Genomic DNA, 20774 nt, shown 5'->3' on the forward strand with positions numbered 1-20774 from the left:
GGTTATGAACTACAACTTTACAGACCGCGTCCGGAAGGTGCTCGCGATGGCGCGCGAGGAGGCGATTCGGCTCCAGCACGACTACGTGGGGACGGAGCACATCCTCCTGGGGCTCATCCGCGAGGGCGAGGGCGTGGCCGCGGCCGTGCTCAACAACCTGGCGGTGGACCTGGAGCAGGTGCAGGAGAAGGTCGAGGAGTCGGTGCGCCGCGGCAAGGCGACCATCGCCCTGGGCGAGCTGCCGTACACGTCGCGCGCCAAGAAGGTGCTGGAGTTCGCCATGGCCGAGGCCCGCGAGCTCAACCACTCGTATGTGGGCACCGAGCACCTGCTGCTCGGCCTGCTCCGCGAGGAGAAGGGCATCGCCGCCGAGGTGCTGGGGCAGCTGGGGGTGACGCTGGAGGACGCGCGCCGCGAGACGCTCAAGCTCCTCGGCAGCGAGCCCAACGCGCCGACGGCGACCAGCAGCAGCAGCGGCTCGTCCACCAGCAGCGGCGGCACGCCCAAGGGCGAGAAGAAGAGCAAGACGCCGGCGCTGGACCACTTCTGCCGCGACCTCACCGAGCTGGCGCGGCAGGGCGAGCTGGACCCCACCATCGGCCGCGCGGAAGAGATCGAGCGGGTGATGGAGATCCTCTCGCGGCGCAAGAAGAACAACCCCGTGCTCATCGGCGAGCCCGGCGTGGGCAAGACGGCCATCGTGGAGGGCCTCGCCCAGCTGATCGCCGAGGGCAAGTGCCCGGATTCGCTCCGCGACTACCGCGTGCTGTCGCTCGACATGGCCGCGGTGATCGCAGGAACGAAGTATCGCGGCCAGTTCGAGGAGCGGCTCAAGGCGGTGATGAACGAGATCTCGCAGAACAAGCAGATCATCCTCTTCATCGACGAGCTGCACACCCTGGTAGGCGCGGGCGCGGCCGAGGGCGCGATCGACGCCAGCAACATGCTGAAGCCGGCGCTGGCGCGCGGCGAGCTGCAGTGCGTGGGCGCCTCGACGCTGAACGAGTACCGCAAGTACATCGAGAAGGACGGCGCGCTCGAGCGCCGCTTCCAGACCGTCGCGGTGGACCCCCCGTCGATCGACGAGGCCATCGAGATCGTGAAGGGGCTGCGCACGCACTACGAGGAGCACCACCGCATCAAGATCACCGACGAGGTGATCGACGCTTCGGTGCGCCTCTCGGAGCGCTACATCACCGACCGGTTCCTGCCGGACAAGGCCATCGACGTGATCGACGAGGCGGGCGCGCGCGCCCGGCTGGCCACGCAGGTGCCGCCGCCCGAGGTGTCGGACCTGAAGAAGGACCTGGAGAAGCTGGCGCAGAAGAAGGACGAGTCCATCCGCGACCAGGACTTCGAGCGCGCGGCCGAGCTGCGCGACCACGAGCGCGAGCTCCAGCGCCGCATCCAGGAGCGCGAGAAGGCGTGGGAGGAGGAGCGCCGCACCAATCGTCCCGCCCTGACGGAGGAGGACGTGGCGTTCATCGTCTCGCGCTGGACGGGCATCCCCGTCACGCGCCTCAAGCAGGCGGAGACGGCGCGCCTGGTGGGCATGGAGGCGGAGCTGCACAAGCGCGTGGTGGGCCAGGACCGGGCGATCCAGGCGATCTCGCGGGCCATCCGCCGCTCGCGCGCGGGGCTCAAGGACCCGCGCCGCCCCATCGGCTCGTTCATCTTCGCCGGCCCGACCGGCGTCGGCAAGACGGAGTTGGCGCGTGCGCTGGCGGAGTTCATGTTCGCGGACCGCAACGCGCTGATCCGCGTGGACATGAGCGAGTACATGGAGAAGTTCTCGGTCTCCCGGCTCATCGGGGCCCCTCCGGGGTACGTGGGCTACGAAGATTCGGGGACGCTCACCAAGGCGGTGCGGCGCAAGCCCTACTCGGTGGTGCTGCTCGACGAGATCGAGAAGGCGCACCCCGACGTGTTCAACATCCTCCTCCAGGTCCTGGACGAAGGCCACCTGACCGACAACTACGGCCGGGTGATCGACTTCAAGAACACGGTCATCATCATGACCAGCAACCTGGGCGCGCGCGACATCGGCAAGGGGAAGGGGCTGGGCTTCCACACCCAGTCCGACCAGTCGTCGTTCGACCGCATGGAGGAGAAGGTCAAGGAAGAGATCGATCGGGCGTTCAACCCGGAGTTCATCAACCGGCTGGACGACTCCATCGTGTTCCACCCGCTCACGCGGGAGCAGATCGGGCAGATCATCCACAACCTGCTCGCCGAGGTGGAGGGCCGGCTCAAGGAGGAGGAGCTGACGCTCAAGCTCACCGACGGGGCCGTGGACTTCATGATCGAGCACGGGTACGACGAGAAGTTCGGCGCGCGGCCCATCCGCCGCGCCATCCAGCGCTACCTGGAGGACCCGCTGTCGGAGAAGATCCTCTCCGCCGAGTTCTCGCCCGGCGACGAGATCGCGGTCTCGGTGGCCGACGACAAGCAGTCGCTGGCGTTCCAGGTGCCTTCTTCAACCACGAAGACGTGATGCTACGGGTAGGAAGACACATGGCACGGGGGGCCGCTCCGGCGGCCCTCCTCGCCCTCGCCCTCTGCGCGACTCTCCCCCGCGCCGCCCACGCCCAGAACCCCACGAACCCCGCTCCCGACGCAGCCGGCCCCGCCGGCCTGGTCGTGGACACCGTGATCGTGCGCGGCAACGCGCGCCTCTCCGAGGCGGCGGTGCGGGGCGAGACGGGCATCCGCAAGGGCGACGTGGTGGCGGGCGAGGGGATCCAGCACCTGATCCGGCACCTGATGGACTCCGGCAACTACGAGTCGGTGCAGGTGGCGGTGCGCGGCGCGGACCAGGGCCACGGCGCGCTGATCGTGTCGGTGGTGGAGCGGCCCATGATCAGCACCATCGAGTTCCGCGGCCTGAGGACGGTGAGCGGCAAGACGGTGCGCGACACGGTGAAGCTGAAGGAGAACGCCCCGCTCGACCCGCAGAAGGTGGCCGCGGCGCGCGCCATGGTGGCGTCGCTCCTCGCCAAGCATGGCGTCCAGCTCGTCTCCATCGACACGTCGCTGCTGGCCACGCCGGGACAGCCGTACTCGCGCCGCCTCGTCTTCGACGTGCACGAGGGCAACCGCCTGGCCATCTCGCAGATCGCGTTCGTGGGCAACCACGCCTTCACGAACGAGGAGCTGGCGGCGGCGCTGAAGACCCGCAAGGAGGGCTTCTGGTGGTTCCGCTCGGGCCGCTTCGACCGCGAGACGTTCGACACGGACCTGCGCGAGAGCCTGCCCAGCTTCTACGGCGCGCACGGCTACATCGACTTCGCGGTGGTGGGCGACACGCTGATCGTGGACCCGGCGACCGGCAAGGCGCGGCTCCAGGTGGAGGTCGCCGAGGGGGCGCAGTACCGGCTGGGCGAGTTCCGCATCGCAGGCAACTCGCGCTTCCCCACCGACGACCTGACGAAGCTCTTCACGGTGCAGCACCGCTCCGTGCTGGGCCTGCCGTTCGGCGGCACCAGCGAGCGCGAGAAGGGCGAGGTGTTCGACCGCGCGGCGCTGGACGACGCGACGCGCCAGGTGCAGCAGATGTACCGCAACGAGGGCTACCTGTACGCGCAGGTGGAGCCCATCGTGGACCGGGTGCCGGCCACCGCCGCGGGCGAGCAGCCTACGGTGAACGTGACGTGGGCCATCTCGGAGCGCAGCCCGTTCTACATCCGCCGCATCTCGTTCGTGGGCAACAGCACCACGCACGAGAACGTGATCCGCGACCGCCTGTGGATCGTTCCCGGCGACGTGTACAACGAGGACGCGGTGCTGCAGAGCTACCAGGCCATCAACGGCCTGGGCTTCTTCGAGACGCCGCTGCCCACGCCCGACATCCTGCCCATCCCGGACAGCGGGCAGGTGGACATCGTGTTCCACGTGAAGGAGAAGCAGACGGGGAACATCAACTTCGGCACGGTGATCGGCGGCGGCTACAACGGCAGCTCGGGCGGGTTCTCGGGCTTCCTGGGGTACTCGCAGCCCAACCTGTTCGGCCAGGGCAAGCAGGCCAACCTGCGCGTGGAGTACGGCTACGGCCGCAGCAGCTTCGAGGCTTCGTACTCGGACCCGGCGCTGTGGGGCACGCGCAACTCGGGCAGCATCTCGCTCTTCCGCACGGGCGACCGGTACTTCAACGCCGACAACGGGCGGCGGGTGCGGACCGGCGGCTCGGTTCAGTTCGGCGCCCCGGTGCCGGGGCTGCTGCGGACGCGTGCCTTCCTGGGCTACACGCTGAGCCGCACGCACCTGGTGGCGGCCGACAACAGCTGCCTGAACTCCACCAACGTGTTCTGCGAGAACGACGCGCTGGCGAGCACGCTGTCGCTGGCGGTGACGCGCGACACCAAGAACCACCCGCTCTTCCCCACGGCGGGCACGCGCCAGTCGGTGTCGGTGGCGCAGACGGGCGGGCCGCTGGGCGGCGACGGCAACTTCCAGAAGGTGACGAGCGAGCTGGAGTGGTGGGTGCCGGTGAGCAAGATCGGCTCGGGCCCGCACCCCATCCGCACGGCACTGGGCCTGGAGGCGCACACCGGCCTCAACTTCGGCAACGTGTCGCTCTTCCCGTTCGAGCGCTTCTACGTGGGTGGCACGCAGTTCGGCCAGCCGCTGCGCGGGTACAAGGAGCGCACGATCACGCCGTTCGGCTTCAACGAGCAGTGCGAGAACAACTTCGTGACGTCGTGCCTGGGTGACGCCTTCCTCACGGTCACGGGCCAGTACGCCTTCCGCGTGAACGACAACCTGTCGCTGCAGCTCTTCGGCGACGCGGGCAACGTGTGGAGCGACGTGCAGCACGTGGACCCCACCAAGCTGTTCCGCAGCGCGGGCGTGGGCGTGACCATCGTGACGCCGTTCCTGGGCGCCATCGGCATCGACACGGCGTACGGCTTCGACAAGCCCACGCCGGGCTGGGAGGTCCACTTCAAGCTCGGCTCCGGCTTCTAGCAGTCCCGCGGGGCGGCGGCCTCAAGGCCCTCGCCCCGCTTCTCCGGCGGCGGCCCGCTCCGGGCCGCCCCGTTCATTTCCCCTTCGGAGTGCAGCAATGAAGCGTGTTCTTTCGTGCGGTGCCTTCGCCGCACTGGCGATGATGGTGATGGGCGCGACGCAGGCTGCCGCGCAGGCGGCGGCTCCGGCCGGTCCGCTCAAGATCGGCTACGTGAACTCGCAGCGCGTGCTGGCCGAGGCCCCGGCCGCGGTGCAGGCGCAGCGCGCGCTGGAGACCGACATGGCGCGCTACAAGGCGCAGGCCGACTCGCTGGGCCGCGCTATCGAGGCGGCCCGCGCGGCGTACCAGCGCGAGCAGCCCACGCTGACGCCGGCCGTGCGCACCCAGCGCGAGACGGCGCTCCAGCAGCGCTTCGAGGCCTACCAGCAGCAGGTCGCGCAGATCGAGCAGACGGCGCAGCGCCGCCAGTCCGAGGTCGTGGACCCGGTGATGAAGCAGATCAACGGCGTGATCGACCAGATGCGCACCGAGGGCGGCTACACGCTGATCCTCGACTCGTCCACCGGCGTGATGCTTAGCGCCGACCCCGCGCTGGACATGACCGCGCAGGTGCTCACGCGCCTTCGCGGCGCCGCCCCGGCGGCCCCGGCCTCGCACTGAGGCACCGGGCGGGATAGTTTGAAGGCGCCCGCGGCCCACCGGCCGCGGGCGCCTTCGCTTTTTTCTGCCGGCCGATGCGGCGCGTCTTTCAGACAGCACAGCGTCGGCCGAGAGCATCGGACGTTGTCGGGTGATGCGAGGCCGCCCCGCGATGATGCGGACGCGGGTTACGAGGAACCGGGATGGAGTGACGATGGCGCAGCTGACCATTGCCGAGGCGGCGCGGGCCGCAGGGGGTGAGCCGTTCGGCGACGAAGGGCGCGTGGTGACGGGCGTGGCACCGCTGGACGAGGCCGGGCCGGAGCACCTGTCGTTCGTTGCAAACCCGAAGTGGTTCGCATACATTCACTCCACTCGCGCCGGGGGGGTGCTGGTGCCCCGCGCCGCCGCGCTGGAGCTGCCGGAAGGATTGAGCGGCGTGCGCGTCGCGGACCCGCACGCCGCGCTCGCGCACATCCTCCCGCTGCTGTACCCGCCGGCCCCCGTGCCCGCGGGAGTGCACGTCACCGCGGTGCTGGGCGAGGGCGTGACCGTGGGCGAGGGCGCCAGCGTGGGCCCGTACGCGGTGATCGGCGAGGGCACGACGCTCGGCGCGCGCTGCCGGATCGCGGCGCACGCGGTGGTGGGGCAGGGATGCACGGTGGGCGACGACGCGACGGTGCACCCACACGCCACGGTGTTCGACGGGGTGTGGATCGGCCCGAGGGCCATCATCCATTCCGGTGCGCGGATCGGCAAGGAGGGCTTCGGCTTCGTCTTCGAGAACGGCGGGCACCGCAAGGTTCCGCAGGTGGGCGGCTGCCGCATAGGCGCCGACGTGGAGGTGGGGGCCAACACCACCATCGACCGCGGCTCCATCGGCGACACGGTGATCGGCGACGGGACGAAGATCGACAACCTCGTGCAGATCGGCCACAACTGCCGCATCGGGCGGCACGTGATCATCGTGTCGCAGGTGGGCATCTCCGGCAGCACGAAGGTGGGCGACGGCGCGGTGCTGGGCGGGCAGGCGGGGGTGGGCGGGCACCTGGAGATCGGCGCCGGCGCCCGGATCGGCGCCCAGGGCGGGGTTACGGCCGACGTGCCCGCGGGCGCCACCGTCTCCGGCTATCCCGCGCGGCCGCACCAGGAAGCGCTCCGCGCCCAGGCCGCGCTGTTCAAGCTGCCCGCGCTCGTCAAGCGCATCCGCGAGATCGAACGCGCCGTCCTCGGCCCGAGATCCTCAACGGACGAGTAGCCGGCGACCGGAGCTCGATTCAGGTCGCAGTCGATGTTCGCCGGGCGATGAGTCTGCCGAGACGCGTCGGCACCGCGGACCGTAGGGGTGCGATTCATCGCATCCGCGCGGACACGATGATGCGGCCGAAGCGCGAAGACGCCGCGCCGTTAGTCCGCGCAGGCGGACTTTGCGCCGTCGTTGCCGCGGTTTCAACCGCCGCGCTCCCGCATCTGCCGAGACGCCCGAGGAACGCGCTGCGGATGCGCATCGGCCCAGGTGATGCGAGGCCGTACATCCACCGATCCACCGAACCCGCCGCGCCGGAGTGCCGCACGGCGGTCCAGACGAGATAGATGACGACTCCGAGACAGAACACCATCGCCCGGCCGGGCGAGATGGAGGGCGTGGGGCTGCACACCGGGTGCGACTCGCGCCTGCGCCTGCTGCCCGGCGCGGTGAACACGGGCATCGTGTTCCGCCGCATGGACATGGACGGCCAGCCCGAGGTGCCCGCGCACGTGAGCCACGTGGTGAGCACCGACCGCGGCACCACCATCGGCCTGGGCGAGGCGAAGGTGCACACGGTGGAGCACCTGCTCTCGGCCGTGGTGGCGCACGGCGTGGACAACCTGGTCGTGGAGCTGCACGGCGCCGAGCCGCCCGCGGCCGACGGCAGCGCGGCGCCCTTCTTCAACCTGATCGCGCAGTGCGGCGTGCAGGAGCAGGACGCGCCGGCCAAGGTCATCTCGGTGACCGAGAGCTTCGCGCTCGCCAAGGGCGTGGCGGAGTACGTGGTAGCCCCGGCGGACTCGTACCGCATCTCCACCACCATCGACTTCGACCACCCGCTGATCGGGCGCCAGTTCGGCTCGTTCCGCATCACCCAGGACGCGTTCCAGGGCGAGGTGGCCGCCGCGCGCACCTTCTGCCGCGACAGCGAGGTGGAAGAGATGCGCGCCCGCGGCCTGGTCCAGGGCGGCACGGTCTCGAACGCCGTGGTGCTGACGGACGCCGGGGTGATGGAGGGCACGGAGCTGCGCTTCCCGGACGAGTTCGTGCGCCACAAGACGCTCGACATCGTGGGCGACCTGGCGCTGACGGGCGCCCGCATCCACGGGCACGTGGTGGCGGAGCGGCCGGGGCACCAGGGCAACGTGGCGCTGGCGAAGGAGCTGCTGGCGCGGGCCGAGAAGAAGGCGCTCTCGCGGCCCATCCTGAACATCGAGCAGATCATGCAGTACCTGCCCCACCGCTACCCTTTCCTGCTGGTGGACCGCGTGGTCGAGTACGAGGAGCGGAAGCGGATCGTGGGGCTCAAGAACGTGACGATCAACGAGCCGTTCTTCGTGGGGCACTTCCCCGGCCGGCCGGTGATGCCGGGGGTGCTGATCATCGAGGCGATGGCGCAGGTGGGCGGGCTGCTGATGCTGGACACGCTGGAGAACGTGGAGGACAAGATCGTCTACTTCATGTCGTTGGACAACGTGAAGTGGCGCCGCCCGGTGGTGCCGGGCGACCAGATCCGCTTCGAGCTGGAGGTGCTCCAGATCCGCGGGATGACGTGCCGCATGAAGGGCGTGGGCACGGTGGACGGAGCGGTGGTCGCGGAAGCGGAGATGATGGCCCGTGTCGTCGTTCGCTGAGGCCGCGGCGATGCCGCACGCAGAGCGCCCGGGCGTGGAGATCCACCCCACCGCCATCGTGGACCCCAGTGCCGTGCTGGAGCCGGGGGTGAGCGTGGGCGCGTTCTCCATCATCGGGCCCAACGTCGTGGTCGGCGCCGGCACGCGCATCTCGTCGCACGTGCTGATCGAGCGCGACACGACGGTGGGCGCGGAGTGCGCCATCTCCAACGGCGCCGTGCTGGGGACGGACCCGCAGGACCTGAAGTACCACGACGAGCCCACGCGCCTGGTGGTGGGCGACCGCACCATCATCCGCGAGTACGCCACGCTGAACCGCGGCACCAGCGCGTCGGGCCTCACGTCCGTCGGCAGCGACTGCATGCTGATGTCGTACGTGCACGTGGCGCACGACTGCCGCATCGGCGACCACGTGATCATCAGCAACGCCGTGAACATGGCGGGCCACGTGAGCATCGACGACTGGGCGATCGTGGGCGGGATGACGCCCATCCACCAGTTCGTGCGCATCGGGGCGCACGCGTTCGTGGGCGGCGCCTCGCGCGTGGCCAAGGACGTGCCGCCGTACGTGAAGGCGGCCGGCAGCCCAATGCAGCTCTACGGGCTCAACTCCGTGGGCCTCCAGCGCCGCGGCTTCGACGAAGAGGTGCGGCGCGAGCTGAAGCGCGCGTACCGCCTCTTCTTCGCATCCACGCACAACACCACGCAGGCGCTGGCGCGGGCCCGCGAGGAGCTGCGGGCGCTGCCGGAGGTGGAGGTCTTCCTCTCGTTCTTCGAAGCCAGCGAGCGCGGGGTGTCGGTATGACGGCTCCGCTTCGCGCCGGCGTCGTGGGCGTCGGCAGCCTGGGGTTCCACCACGCGCGCATCCTCCGCGAGGTGGAGGGCGTGCAGATGGCGGGCGTGTACGACGGTAACCCGGAGCGCGCGGCAAAGGTCGCGGCGGACCTGGGAGTCCGGGCATTCGGCTCGCTGGACGAGTTCCTGTCCAACGTCGATGCCGCCGTGGTCGCGGTGACGACGACGAGCCACGCGGAGGTCGCGATCCCGGCGCTGGAGCGCGGGGTGCACCTGCTGATCGAGAAGCCGATCGCGTCCACGCTGGAGGAGGCGGAGCGGATCGTCGATCTCGCCAAAGCGAAGGGTGCCGTGGTGGCGACGGGGCACGTGGAGCGCTTCAACGGCGCGCTGCGGGCCTGCGAGCAGTACCTGGAAGAGCCCAAGTTCGTGGAGTCGCACCGCCTGTCGCCGTTCAACCCGCGCGGGACGGACGTGGCGGTGGTGCTGGACCTGATGATCCACGACATCGACCTCGTCCTCGGGCTGGTCGGCCGCAAGGTGGACCGGGTGGATGCGGTGGGCGTGCCGGTGCTGACGGGCAGCGCGGACATCGCCAACGCGCGCCTGGTGTTCGAGGGCGGCGCGGTGGCCAACATCACCGCGAGCCGCGTGAGCTTCGAGAAGATGCGGAAGATCCGCTTCTTCCAGAAGTCCGGCTACATCTCCCTGGACCTGGCGACGGGCACGGGCGAGTTCCTGCGTCTGAAGAAGGGCGCCACGATGCCGGAGGGCGACTTCAGCCTGCTGTCGCTGATGAGCATCGTGGAGCGCGTGGAGCTGAAGGGCGACGGTGCTGAGCCGCTGCGCGCGGAGCTGGAGGCGTGGTCGGCCGCGGTGCGCGGCACCGGCCCGCTGGTGGTGAGCGGCGAGGACGGGCGCGACGCGCTGGCCATCGCCCTGGAGATCATGAACCGCATCGAGCAGAGTGCTGCAGCCGGGATCGCGGCGTAAGCCCAGGTCGCCGTACGAGTTCCGCGGGAAGCGGCCCCCATCCACCATCCGCCTGGTGATCCTGCTGGTGCTGGTACTCGGCGTGATCTGGGGTCTCCTGCGAGTCTCCGCGCGGTGACCACACCCGCCGCGGCGCACTCGCGCGCGCCCACCATCTTCATCTCTGCCGGCGAAGAGAGCGGCGACCTGCACGGCGCCGCCCTGGCGCGAGCGCTGCGGGAGCGCTGGCCGGACGCGCGGCTGATCGGCCTCGGAGGCTCGCGGATGCAGGCGGCGGGCGTGGAGCTTCTCGCCGGACTCAACGAGCTGGCGGTGATGGGGTTGGTGGAAGTCCTCCGCCACCTGCCGTTCTTCATCGACCTGCGCAAGCGCGTGTTCGCCGCGCTCGACGAGGCGCGGGTCGACCTCGTGATCCCCATCGACTATCCCGGCTTCAACCTGCGGCTCGCGCGGCATGCCCACGCGAGCGGGCGGCGCGTGCTGTACTACATCGCGCCGCAGGTGTGGGCGTGGCACAAGAGCCGGGTGCGCGACCTGGCGCGGGACACGGACGAGGTGGCCGTGGTGCTCCCCTTCGAAGAGGAGTTCCTGCGCCGCGCCGGGGTGGACGCGCGGTTCGTGGGCCATCCGCTGCTGGACGTGCCGCCCCCCCCGGACTCGCAGGCGGAGTGGGCGCCGCGCCACGGGCTCGATCCGGCGAGGCCCGTGCTCGGGCTGTTCCCCGGCTCGCGCGCGCAGGAAGTGCGCAGACACCTCGCGCTGTTCTCCGAGACCGCCCGGCGCATCGTCGCCGCGCGGGCGGACGTGCAGCCGGTGATCGGCGTCCCGGCGGGCATCGACCGCGCGGTGTACGGAGATGCGGACTGGCCGCTCATCCCCAGCACCGACGGACTGCTGAGCCACGCGACGGCGGCCCTGGTGAAGTCCGGCACGACCACACTGGAGGCGGCGCTGGCGGGGACGCCGTTCGCGGTCGTCTACCGGATGAACGCGCTCAGCTACGGCATCGCCAAGCGGCTGGTGAAGGTGCCGCACATCGCGCTCGCCAACCTCATCGCGGAGCGGCGGGTGGCGCCGGAGTTCGTGCAGGACGCGGCGACGCCCGACGCGCTCGCCGCCACGCTGCTGCCGCTGCTGAACACGGGCTCGACACAGCACCGGGAGATGGTGGATGGGCTCGCCGCAATCCGTGGGAAGCTCGGCGGACCGGGCGCGTCGCGGCGCGTGGTGGAGCTTGCGGCGGACCTGCTGGAGCGCGGCGGATGAACGAGATCGTAGCCGCCGATGCCAAGCTGGAGCGGAAGCTGCGGCTGGTGGGCGGGGCGGGGGACCGACTGTTCGCATCGCTCTTCGCGACGTGCCGGTGGGAGACGGCGGGGGAGGAGAACTACCTGCCTTACTGGAACGCGGGCAAGGCCGTCGTCTTCAACCTCTGGCACGGCCGGCTGCTGCCGTGCACCTTCCGGCACCGCGGCCATGGCGTGGCGACGCTCATCAGCCAGCACCGCGACGGGGAGTACATCGCCCGCATCGTGGAGCGCTGGGGCTTCCACGTGGTCCGCGGCTCCAGCAGCCGAGGGGGCACGGAGGCGCTGCGTGGGCTGATGAGGGCGGCCCGGCAGGGCAAGTCGCTCGCGATCACTCCAGACGGACCGCGCGGGCCGCGGGAGAAGATGAAGCCGGGGCCGCTCATCATCGCGCAGCGGCTGGGCATCCCCATCATCCCCGTGCTGGGCAGCGCGAGCCGCGCGTGGTACTTCGGCGGGTGGGACCGCTTCCTCGTCCCCAAGCCGTTCAGCACCGTCCGCGTGCTGTACGAGAAGCCGATGTGGGTGCCGCCGGAGGCTGACGAGGCGGGGCTGGAGGCGTTCGGCCTGGAGCTGGAAGCGAAGATGGCGGAGGTGAAGGCGCGCGTGGACGACTTCTCGCGCCCGCTGATCGCGTGAGCCTGCGCGAGTGGGTCCCGCGCTGGTGGGCGGGCGACGCTGGCGCCGCCGGACGCGTGCTCACGGCCGCGACGCTGCCGGCCGAGGCGGGCTTCCGCGCCGCGTCCGGCCTTCGCAACGCGCTGTACGATCGTGGCTTGTCGTCCATCGAACGCGTGCCCGTGCCGGTGATCAGCGTCGGCAACGTGGCGGTGGGCGGGGCGGGGAAGACGCCCTTCTCCGCCTGGCTCGTCCGCCGTCTGTCGGACTGGGGACGGCGCCCGGCCATCGTCATGCGCGGGTACGGGGAAGACGAGGTGCTGCTGCATCGCGAGCTGAACCCCGACGTGCCCGTCTTCGCGAATGTGCAGCGCATCGTCGCCGCGCGCGAGGCGGTCGCCGCCGGTTGCGACGTGATCGTGCTGGACGACGGGTTCCAGCATCGCGCGCTTCGCCGCGACCTCGACATCGTCCTCGTCTCGGCGGAAGGCTGGACGGGGCGGCGGCGGCTTCTCCCGCGCGGGCCGTGGCGCGAGCCGGTGACGGCGATGCGCCGCGCGCAGATGGTCGTTGTCACGCGCAAGTCCGCATCTCCCGGCCGCTCCGCGGAAGTTGCCGCCGAGTTGCAGCGGCTCGTCCCAGGCGTTCGGACCGCGGAGTGCTCGCTGTCGCCGTCGCGGCTGGTTTCTATCGATGGGGCGCGCTCCGTGGGTCTCGACTGGCTGACCGGGCGGCGCGTCCTCGCCGTCTCCGCGCTGGCGGATCCGCGGCCGTTCCTCGCGCATCTACAGATCCATGCGGCAGATGCGGAAGCGGCTACCTATCCCGATCACCACGCGTTTACGGGAGATGACGTTCGCGCCATCCTCGCGCGGGCGAGCGGGCGGCCGCTGGTGATGACGCACAAGGACGCGGTGAAGCTGCGGCCGCTGCTGGGTGGGGACGCGGAGGCTTTCGTGCTGGAGCAGAGCGTGGAGATCACGTCCGGCGGTGACGTGCTGGACGGGCTGCTGCGCGGCGTGCTGCAAGGGGACGGCGGATGATGCAGGCGGACGTGGTGGTGGTGGGCAGCGGAATCGCGGGGCTGTCGTTCGCGCTCAAGGCGGCGCGGTACGGCACCGTCGCGCTCGTCACCAAGAAGACGCAGCCGGACTCCAGCACCAACTGGGCGCAGGGCGGCATCGCTGCGGCGTTCGGCGCGGACGACTCGCCCGCGCTGCACATGGAGGACACGCTGGTGGCCGGCGCCGGTCTCTGCCACCCCGACGCCGTCGACGTCCTGGTGCGCGAGGGCCCGCCGCGCGTGCGCGAGCTGATCGAGTTCGGCGTGAAGTTCACGGAGGAGCAGGGCGATCTCTCGCTCGGCAGGGAAGGGGGGCACTCGCGGCGCCGGATCGTCCGCTCGGACGACCTGACGGGGCGCGAGATCGAGCGAGCACTGCTAGCGGCCGTCGCCGCATCGCCCAACATCTCCACGTACGAGAACCACGCCGCGGTCGATCTCCTGACGGCGACCGACCCGGGCACGCTGGGCGAGCGCTGCTGCGGCGTGCTCGTGCTGGACGCGGAGACGGGCGAGACGGTGTCCTTCCTCGCCCGCGCGGTGATGCTCGCGACGGGTGGATGTGGCCAGGTCTACCGCCACACCACGAACCCGTCGATCGCGACGGGAGACGGGGTGGCGATGGCGTACCGGGCCGGCGCGAAGGTGGCGAACATGGAGTTCATCCAGTTCCACCCCACCGCGCTGTACCCGGCCCGCGAGCGCACCTTCCTCATCTCCGAGGCCGTGCGCGGCGAGGGCGCCGTCCTGCTGCGCAACGACGGCACGCCGTTCATGGACGCGTACCATCCGCTGGCGTCCCTCGCGCCGCGCGACGTGGTGGCCCGCGCGATCGACCGGGAGATGAAGGCGAGCGGCGACCCGCACGTCCTCCTGGACTGCTCCGCCATTCCCGAGCACGAGATCCGCGAGCGCTTCCCCAACATCCTGCGCGAGACGGCGGAGCGGGGCATCGACATGCTGCGCGAGCCCATTCCCGTCGTCCCCGCCGCGCACTACCTGTGCGGCGGCGTGCTGACGGATACCGACGGGCGCACCTCCGTGCCCGGCCTTTACGCGGCGGGGGAGACGGCGTGCACCGGCGTGCACGGCGCCAACCGTCTCGCATCCAACTCTCTGCTCGAGGCCGTCGTCTTCGCCCACCGCGCGGCCGAGCGCCTGGGCCCGCAGCTCTCCGTCACCCGCCCGCTCGTCCCGGCGGAAGTGCACGTGCCCACGGGAGATGCGCAGCCTTCCGTCGATTCGTTCGCCGCCGCGCGCGAGGAGATCCGCGACGTGCTGTGGGAGATGGTCGGCATCGTGCGCACGGACGAGCGCCTGGCCGCGGCGGAGATGCGGATGCGCCGCATCGCGGAGCACAACAACGCCGTCTGGGCCGCGTCGCGCCCCACGCCGGAGCTGGTGGAGATCCGCAACATGATCCAGGTCGCGCTCCTCATCGTCCGCTGCGCCCTGCGTCGGCGCGAGAGCCGCGGGCTGCATTACAACGCGGATCATCCCTACAAGGACAACGAGCACTCTCTCTCCGACACCATCGTAGTGCGGTGATGAGACTTACGCTGATGGTTGCAGCGAGCAACAGTGTTCCACGAGCGAAAGCGTCGCAGGTGTGTAGGGTGTCGATGGAGAACGGGCGACTGAAGTCGCGGCAACAACCGTGCAAAGTCCCCCTGCGGGGACTAACCCCGCCACCGTCGGCCGCCGCCGTCGCCGCTGAGAGCGCGCACAACACCCCCAACCCTCTCCCGCTTGCGGGGGAGGGTGCGAGCCTAAGCGAGCGGGAGGGGGCGTCCCGGCGGAGGGATCGCCCATGAAGCTCTCCCTCCTCGCCGTAGGCAAGGTGCGCGGACCGGTCGCGGAAGCGGTGGCGGACTACGAGTCGCGCATCCGCCGGTACTTCACCTACGCCGCCGTGGAGGTGAAGGAGGAGAGCTTCCGCAGCGCGTCCGACGCGGAGCGGGTGCGGGGCGAGGAGGGAAAGCGGCTGCTGGCCAAGGTCGGGACGGGGATGGACGTCGTTGCGCTGCACCGCGGCGGGACGCAGTGGTCATCGGAGCGGCTGTCGGCGTATCTTGCGGACCTGGCGGTGAAGGCCAGCCCGGGTGCGGCGTTCGTGATCGGCGGGGCGTTCGGCTTGTCGGACGAGCTTCTGGCGCGGGCCACGCACAAGCTCTCCATCAGCGCCTTCACGCTGCCGCACGAGCTTGCGCGGCTCATGCTGACCGAGCAGATCTACCGTGCGGGCACCATCGCGCGCGGCGAGCCGTACCACAAAGGGCGAGACACGTGAACCAGCGCGCGGCACCTGCCGCCGGCGGCGACGAAGACTGGTTCGCCGAGTGGTTCGGCGACGAGTACCTGGAGCTGTACGGCTACCGTGACGAGGGCGAGGCCGCCCGCGCCGTGGAGCTCGTCGTCCGCAGCGCCGCGGAGAAGCTGGACACCGCCGTGCTGGACCTCGCCTGCGGGGCGGGGCGGCACCTGGCGTATCTCCGGGATGCCGGGCTGAACGCGTTCGGGCTGGACCTGTCCGCGCCGCTGCTGCGCCGGGCGCGCCAGCGAGGGCTTCCCGTGGTCCGCGGCGACATGCGCGAGCTGCCGTTCGCGACCGGGTCGCTGGGGCTGGTGACGAGCTTCTTCACGTCGTTCGGCTACTTCCCGGACCCGGCCGACGACGTGCACGTGCTGCGCGAGGTTCACCGCGTGCTGCGCCCCGGCGGCGCGTTCGCCGTGGACTACCTGAACGCCGACGCGGTCCGCGAGGACCTGCGCCCCATCGACGAGTCCGAGCTGGACGGCCGCCGCGTGGTGCAGACGCGTACGCTGATCGAGAACGACACCGTGGTGCTCAAGCGCATCGAGATCTTCGACGACGCGGGCGGGCCACCGCGCGTCTTCCACGAGCGCGTGCGCCTCTACACGGCCGACGAGCTGGGGGCGCTGCTCACCCTGCACGGCATGCAGCCCGTCGCCTCGTTCGGCGACTACCGCGGCGGCCCGCTTCGTCCGGAAGGTCCGCGAGTGATCCTGATCGGGAGGTCCCGTTGACGCTGCACATACAGGTTCGGCCCCTCCGCGGGTCCACGCTCGTGGAGGACTACCTGCGGGGGGAAGGGAAGGCGGCCCCGTACTTCGAGGGCCGCCCGTTCGACGTGGAGTCGTATCGCGAGAAGCTGGCGGAGGTGCGGGGACGGTTCGACCGCGCCGCGCGAGAGCGTGTGGCCGCCGCCGTGCGCCCCACCTCCGCCCGCGCGGCGGAGCGGCTGCGCGATTTCGTCGAGAACGGCGGGGCAGTCGTGACCACCGGTCAGCAAGCGGGGCTCTTCGGTGGTCCGCTGTACACCGTGCACAAGATCCTGACCGCCGTCCGCCTCGCCGAGGCGCTGGAGAGAGAGCTCGGGGAGATCGTCCTCCCCGTCTTCTGGATCGCCTCGGAGGATCACGATTTTAACGAGGTGAGACACGTGGAGGCGGTCGACGGGCGCGGAACCCTGCGCTCGTTCTCCGTCGCGGCGACGGACCCGCACGCGGCCCCGATGAGCGACATGAAGCTCGGACAAGACGTCGAATCCGCTGTCGATGAAATTGCGCATCTCCTTTCTGAACATGGTGATGCGGACGCATGTATAAAGCAGATTAGAGATGCATATCAGCCGGACGTGACGGTCGCCGATGCCTTCCGTGCGCTGACCGAAAGTCTCTTCTCGGACTTCGACGTGCTCGTTACGGACGCCGCCGATCCGGCCGTGAAGGAGGCGTCGGTACACGTCCTGCTCGGCGAGGCGGAGCACGCGGCGGAGCACGAGCGCCTGGTGCGCGAGCGCAGCGACGCGCTCGCGGCGGACGGGTACGTGACGCAGGTCGTCGTCGTACCCGAAACGGCCAACCTCTTCTTCCACGGCCCTCGCGGCCGCGAGCGGCTGGTGCGGAAGGACGGCGCCTGGCTCGCCCCCGAGGCACGCGTTCGCTTCTCCGACGGGGAGCTTGCGGAGGCGATCCGGAACGACCCGCGGAGCTTCAGCCCGAACGTCTTCCTGCGGCCGGTCGTGGAGTCCGCCGTGTTCCCGACGCTCGCGTACGTGGGCGGGCCGGCGGAGACAGCGTACTTCGCGCAGATCGGACCGCTCTTCCGCGCGTTCGGTATCCGCGCGCCTGTCGTCTTCCCCCGCTTCTCCGCCACCATCGCACCCTCCGAGGCGGAGGAGACGCTGGGCGATCTCGGACTGGACATGGCGGACCTCGCCCCGCCTCTGCACGAGGTGCTGCACCGCGTCGCGCGGGATCGCGTGCCCGCAGCGGTGGCGGACGGCCTTGCCGCGCTCCGTGCGTCCATCGTGGATCGCTATGCGGCGCTTATGGATGCGGCGGGGCAGATCGATCCCACGGTGTCGCAGGCGCTGGGTTCCGCGCGCAACCGGGCCCTCCTCGGCGTGTCGGACGCGGAGCAGAAGATCCTGCGGCAGCTCAAGCGGCGGGATGCGGGGCTGCTCCGAGCAGTGGAGGTTGCACGTAACCACCTGCGGCCCAACGGTGTACCGCAGGAGCGCGTCCTCAACGTCTTCCCGTACCTCGCCGAATACGGCCCGTCGCTGCTGCGCGATCTAGCAGAGCAGATGACAGTCACGTTCTCGGAGACGGCGGCTCGTGCGGAGTCCACCGCGGCGTGACGTCGACGAATTGGACGAGCGCCGGAGCATCCTGAGCGGCACATCCCGACAAATCGAACGCCCGCCAGGCTCAGTCCCGGTGGACGTTCATGTCGGCTGAAGGCGGTTGATCCAGCGCCGAGATAGCGGCGGGGCCGCTTCCGATGGGAGGCGGCCCCGCTGTTGATGCGTTCCGACGCTGGTCACGCATCTACGAGACGACGAGTGTGATTCGTCGCGGTCAGCAGAGGTTGTACCTGTTCGTCTCCGCGAAGCAGTGCGAGCTGCAATCGCCGGCCTGGTTGGAGAACAGAACCGAAGCCGCGACCGGCACCGGCGTGTCGCCAACGCTCGGGTCGTCGGCGGGAACGAACGATTCCACGCTCAGGCTCATCGGGTCCAGCCGCATCGGGTAGGCAGTCATGGTGCGCTCCGTGGTGTGGGATGAGTGGTGTACGTTTCACGCCATCAGATGTTAACGCGCTCCGCGGCAGAACGGAAGAGCGTGAGAAGATCGGATGTTTGGGCGCGCAGAGTTGAGCGAGCTGGTGAGCGATTCCCGCATCTACCGAGAATCCTTCATCGGTCCGGCCAGGGCGGGACGCCGGATGCAGCCGCAGGATCGGCATTCGGCCGCACGTCCCGTTTCGCGCAAGTGCGGTACGCATCCCGCCGCGTGCGTGGCGGGACGGCTACGGAACGCGTTGCGGGGGCGGTGTATCAAGGTGCCGAACGATCCCCGAAGACGCCGGCCAGCGCAGCCCCAGACCGATGCCCGAGACCGCAGTCCTGGAAAGCAAGCTCCGCCACCTGGCGACCCGGCCCGGCGTGTACCTGATGAAGGACGCCGAGGGCGAGATCATCTATGTGGGCAAGGCCAAGTCGCTGCGGCCGCGCGTGCGCTCGTACTTCAACTCCGGGCGCGACCACTCGCTGAAGACGCGCGAGATGGTGCGCCGCGTCGCCGACGTGGACACCATCGTGGTGGACACCGAGGCCGAGGCGCTGATCCTGGAGAACAACCTCATCAAGGAGTACCGCCCGCGGTTCAACATCAACCTGCGCGACGACAAGACGTACCCGTACATCAAGGTCACGGCCGACCTCTTCCCCCGCATCTACGTCACGCGTACGCTCACGAAGGACGGCGCGCGCTACTTCGGCCCGTACACCGACGTGCGGCGCATGCGCATGGCGCTGGAGCTGGTGAAGAAGCTGTACACCGTGCGCTCGTGCCACTACGACCTGCCGCGCGAGAAGCCGGCCCGGCCGTGCCTGGACTTCCACATCGGCCGGTGCAAGGCGCCGTGCGTGGACCTTCAGACGGAGGACGACTACCGGCAGATGGTGGACGAGATCCGCGACATCCTGGGCGGCCACACGCGCCGCGCCGCCGCCCGCCTGCGCGAGCAGATGGCCGCCGCGGCCGCGGCGATGGACTTCGAGCGCGCGGGGGCGCTCCGCGACACGCTGCGCGAGCTGGAGGCGCTGGAGAGCAAGCAGCGCGTGGTGGACCTGAGCGGCGCCGACCGCGACGTCGTGGGCATGGCCCGCGACGGCGCCGAGGCGTGCGGCATCGTGCTCCAGATCCGCGAGGGGAAGCTGCTGGGTCGCGAGGCGCAGTTCCTCACCAACCTGGCGGACGAGACGGACGAGGCCGTGCTCTCCGCCTTCGTCACGCGCCTTTACACCGAGCGTGCGCTGCGTGACAGCGACTCGGTACCGGGCGAGGTCTTCCTGCCCAGCGACTTCGAGGACCGCGAGCTGCTGGAGCGCCTGCTGCGCGAGCAGACGGGCCGCGCCGTGCGCACCCACGTGCCGCAGCGCGGCGAGAAGGTGCAGCTCGTGGAGCTGGCCGCGCAGAACGCCCGGCACCTGCTCGAGGAGCGGCGCCTCTCGTCCATGTCCGCCGGGACGCGCGCTCCGGACGCGCTTTACGAGCTGCAGGAGGTGCTGGAGCTGGGCGGCGTGCCGCGCACCATCCTCTGCTTCGACATCTCGCACACGCAGGGCACCGAGGTGGTGGCGTCCGGCGTCTTCTTCGAGGACGGCGAGCCCAACAAGGGCGAGTACAAGAAGTTCAAGATTCGCGGCGAGTGGGGAAACGACGACTTCGCCAGCATGCACGAGGTGGTCACGCGCTGGTTCCGTCGGCGGCTGGACGAGGGCAAGCCGCTTCCGGACCTGGTGGTGATCGACGGCGGTAAAGGGCAGCTCGGCGCCGCGCGCAAGGCGCTGGACGAGCTGGACCTGGGGCAGCAGGCCATCATCTCGCTCGCCAAGAAGGACGAGGAGGTGTTCGTGCCCGGCCGCCCGGACAGCATCCGCATGCTGCGGCGCAGCCCGGCGTTGCGGCTGCTCCAGCGGATCCGCGACGAGGCGCACCGGTTCGCGATCACGTACAACCGGAAGCTGCGCACGAAGCGCACGGTCCGCTCGGAGCTGTCCACCATCCCCGGCGTGGGCGCGGCGCGGCAGCGGGCGCTGCTGGGGCGCTTCGGGTCCATGCGCGCCGTCGGCCAGGCGAGCGAGGCGGAGATCGCCGCCATTCCCGGGTTCGGCCCGGCGATGGCCCGCGCCGTCCTGCGCCACCTCCGCGGCGAGGAGCCCCAAGCGGAAGCGTGATCGGGAGATGCAGTCTTCGTATCTCCCGCGTTCACTGACGGAACGGCCTCACGCGGAGGCGCGGAGACGCGGAAAGAGAACCGCGGAGAACGGCGGGAGGATGGCGGACAGCGGTATGTTCTCCGCGCGCTCCGCGTCTCCGCGTGAGACACGTGGTCGACGGATACGGAAGTGCGGCGGCGAGGCGGAGCGGGGCGCGTACGGTTTCTGCATCGGGCGGGCGGGATGGCGTGGGGGCGTGG

At 70.3% G+C, this 20774-nt stretch carries 16 protein-coding genes; 15 read left to right on the forward strand and 1 reads right to left on the reverse strand.

Going from position 1 to position 20774, the window contains the following annotated elements:
- The 14 genes from VFE05_13950 to bshC all read left to right on the forward strand — a co-directional run.
- Window positions 1-2494, forward strand: a 2494-nt coding sequence (locus VFE05_13950; GenBank protein HET6231171.1) for an ATP-dependent Clp protease ATP-binding subunit, incomplete at its 5' end; no start/stop codon positions are given.
- A gap of 20 nt (window positions 2495-2514) precedes the next feature.
- Window positions 2515-4962, forward strand: a complete 2448-nt coding sequence (bamA, locus tag VFE05_13955) for an outer membrane protein assembly factor BamA (GenBank protein ID HET6231172.1) — start codon at window positions 2515-2517, stop codon at window positions 4960-4962.
- A gap of 97 nt (window positions 4963-5059) precedes the next feature.
- Complete coding sequence (locus tag VFE05_13960) at window positions 5060-5623, forward strand: OmpH family outer membrane protein (protein HET6231173.1); 564 nt, start codon at window positions 5060-5062, stop codon at window positions 5621-5623.
- A gap of 193 nt (window positions 5624-5816) precedes the next feature.
- The gene (gene lpxD / locus VFE05_13965; GenBank protein ID HET6231174.1) at window positions 5817-6860 is read left to right on the forward strand and encodes a UDP-3-O-(3-hydroxymyristoyl)glucosamine N-acyltransferase; all 1044 of its coding nucleotides are present in this window, start codon (window positions 5817-5819) and stop codon (window positions 6858-6860) included.
- A 335-nt stretch (window positions 6861-7195) separates the two neighbouring features.
- On the forward strand, window positions 7196-8485 hold the full coding sequence (locus VFE05_13970; GenBank protein ID HET6231175.1) for a bifunctional UDP-3-O-[3-hydroxymyristoyl] N-acetylglucosamine deacetylase/3-hydroxyacyl-ACP dehydratase: 1290 nt from the start codon (window positions 7196-7198) through the stop codon (window positions 8483-8485).
- Window positions 8469-9290 (forward strand): acyl-ACP--UDP-N-acetylglucosamine O-acyltransferase, encoded by an 822-nt coding sequence (gene lpxA, locus VFE05_13975; GenBank protein ID HET6231176.1) that lies wholly within the window; start codon window positions 8469-8471, stop codon window positions 9288-9290. Before VFE05_13970 ends, lpxA begins: the two co-directional genes overlap by 17 nt.
- On the forward strand, window positions 9287-10273 hold the full coding sequence (locus tag VFE05_13980; protein ID HET6231177.1) for a Gfo/Idh/MocA family oxidoreductase: 987 nt from the start codon (window positions 9287-9289) through the stop codon (window positions 10271-10273). Before lpxA ends, VFE05_13980 begins: the two co-directional genes overlap by 4 nt.
- Window positions 10274-10387: 114 nt before the next feature.
- Window positions 10388-11539, forward strand: coding sequence for a lipid-A-disaccharide synthase (lpxB, locus tag VFE05_13985; protein ID HET6231178.1), 1152 nt, complete (start codon window positions 10388-10390; stop codon window positions 11537-11539).
- Window positions 11536-12219 (forward strand): lysophospholipid acyltransferase family protein, encoded by a 684-nt coding sequence (locus tag VFE05_13990; protein ID HET6231179.1) that lies wholly within the window; start codon window positions 11536-11538, stop codon window positions 12217-12219. Before lpxB ends, VFE05_13990 begins: the two co-directional genes overlap by 4 nt.
- Window positions 12216-13241, forward strand: a complete 1026-nt coding sequence (gene lpxK / locus VFE05_13995; GenBank protein ID HET6231180.1) for a tetraacyldisaccharide 4'-kinase — start codon at window positions 12216-12218, stop codon at window positions 13239-13241. Before VFE05_13990 ends, lpxK begins: the two co-directional genes overlap by 4 nt.
- Window positions 13238-14809, forward strand: coding sequence for an L-aspartate oxidase (gene nadB, locus VFE05_14000; GenBank protein HET6231181.1), 1572 nt, complete (start codon window positions 13238-13240; stop codon window positions 14807-14809). Before lpxK ends, nadB begins: the two co-directional genes overlap by 4 nt.
- 262 nt (window positions 14810-15071) lie before the next feature.
- Window positions 15072-15551 carry a 23S rRNA (pseudouridine(1915)-N(3))-methyltransferase RlmH gene (locus VFE05_14005; protein HET6231182.1) on the forward strand — a complete coding sequence of 160 codons (480 nt, stop codon included), beginning with the start codon at window positions 15072-15074 and terminating at the stop codon, window positions 15549-15551.
- Window positions 15548-16309, forward strand: a complete 762-nt coding sequence (locus VFE05_14010; GenBank protein ID HET6231183.1) for a class I SAM-dependent methyltransferase — start codon at window positions 15548-15550, stop codon at window positions 16307-16309. Before VFE05_14005 ends, VFE05_14010 begins: the two co-directional genes overlap by 4 nt.
- Window positions 16306-17928, forward strand: a complete 1623-nt coding sequence (bshC, locus tag VFE05_14015; protein ID HET6231184.1) for a bacillithiol biosynthesis cysteine-adding enzyme BshC — start codon at window positions 16306-16308, stop codon at window positions 17926-17928. The genes VFE05_14010 and bshC overlap by 4 nt, the downstream gene beginning before the upstream one ends.
- A gap of 220 nt (window positions 17929-18148) precedes the next feature.
- On the opposite strand, the gene VFE05_14020 is transcribed toward bshC, so the two are convergent.
- On the reverse strand, window positions 18149-18331 hold the full coding sequence (locus VFE05_14020; GenBank protein HET6231185.1) for a hypothetical protein: 183 nt from the start codon (window positions 18329-18331) through the stop codon (window positions 18149-18151).
- Between the two features lie 347 nt (window positions 18332-18678).
- Between VFE05_14020 and uvrC the strand changes: the two genes are divergently transcribed.
- Complete coding sequence (uvrC, locus tag VFE05_14025) at window positions 18679-20532, forward strand: excinuclease ABC subunit UvrC (protein ID HET6231186.1); 1854 nt, start codon at window positions 18679-18681, stop codon at window positions 20530-20532.
- Window positions 20533-20774: the final 242 nt, after the last annotated feature.

The sequence above is a fragment of the Longimicrobiaceae bacterium genome (genome assembly GCA_035696245.1).
Taxonomy (GTDB): domain Bacteria; phylum Gemmatimonadota; class Gemmatimonadetes; order Longimicrobiales; family Longimicrobiaceae; genus DASRQW01.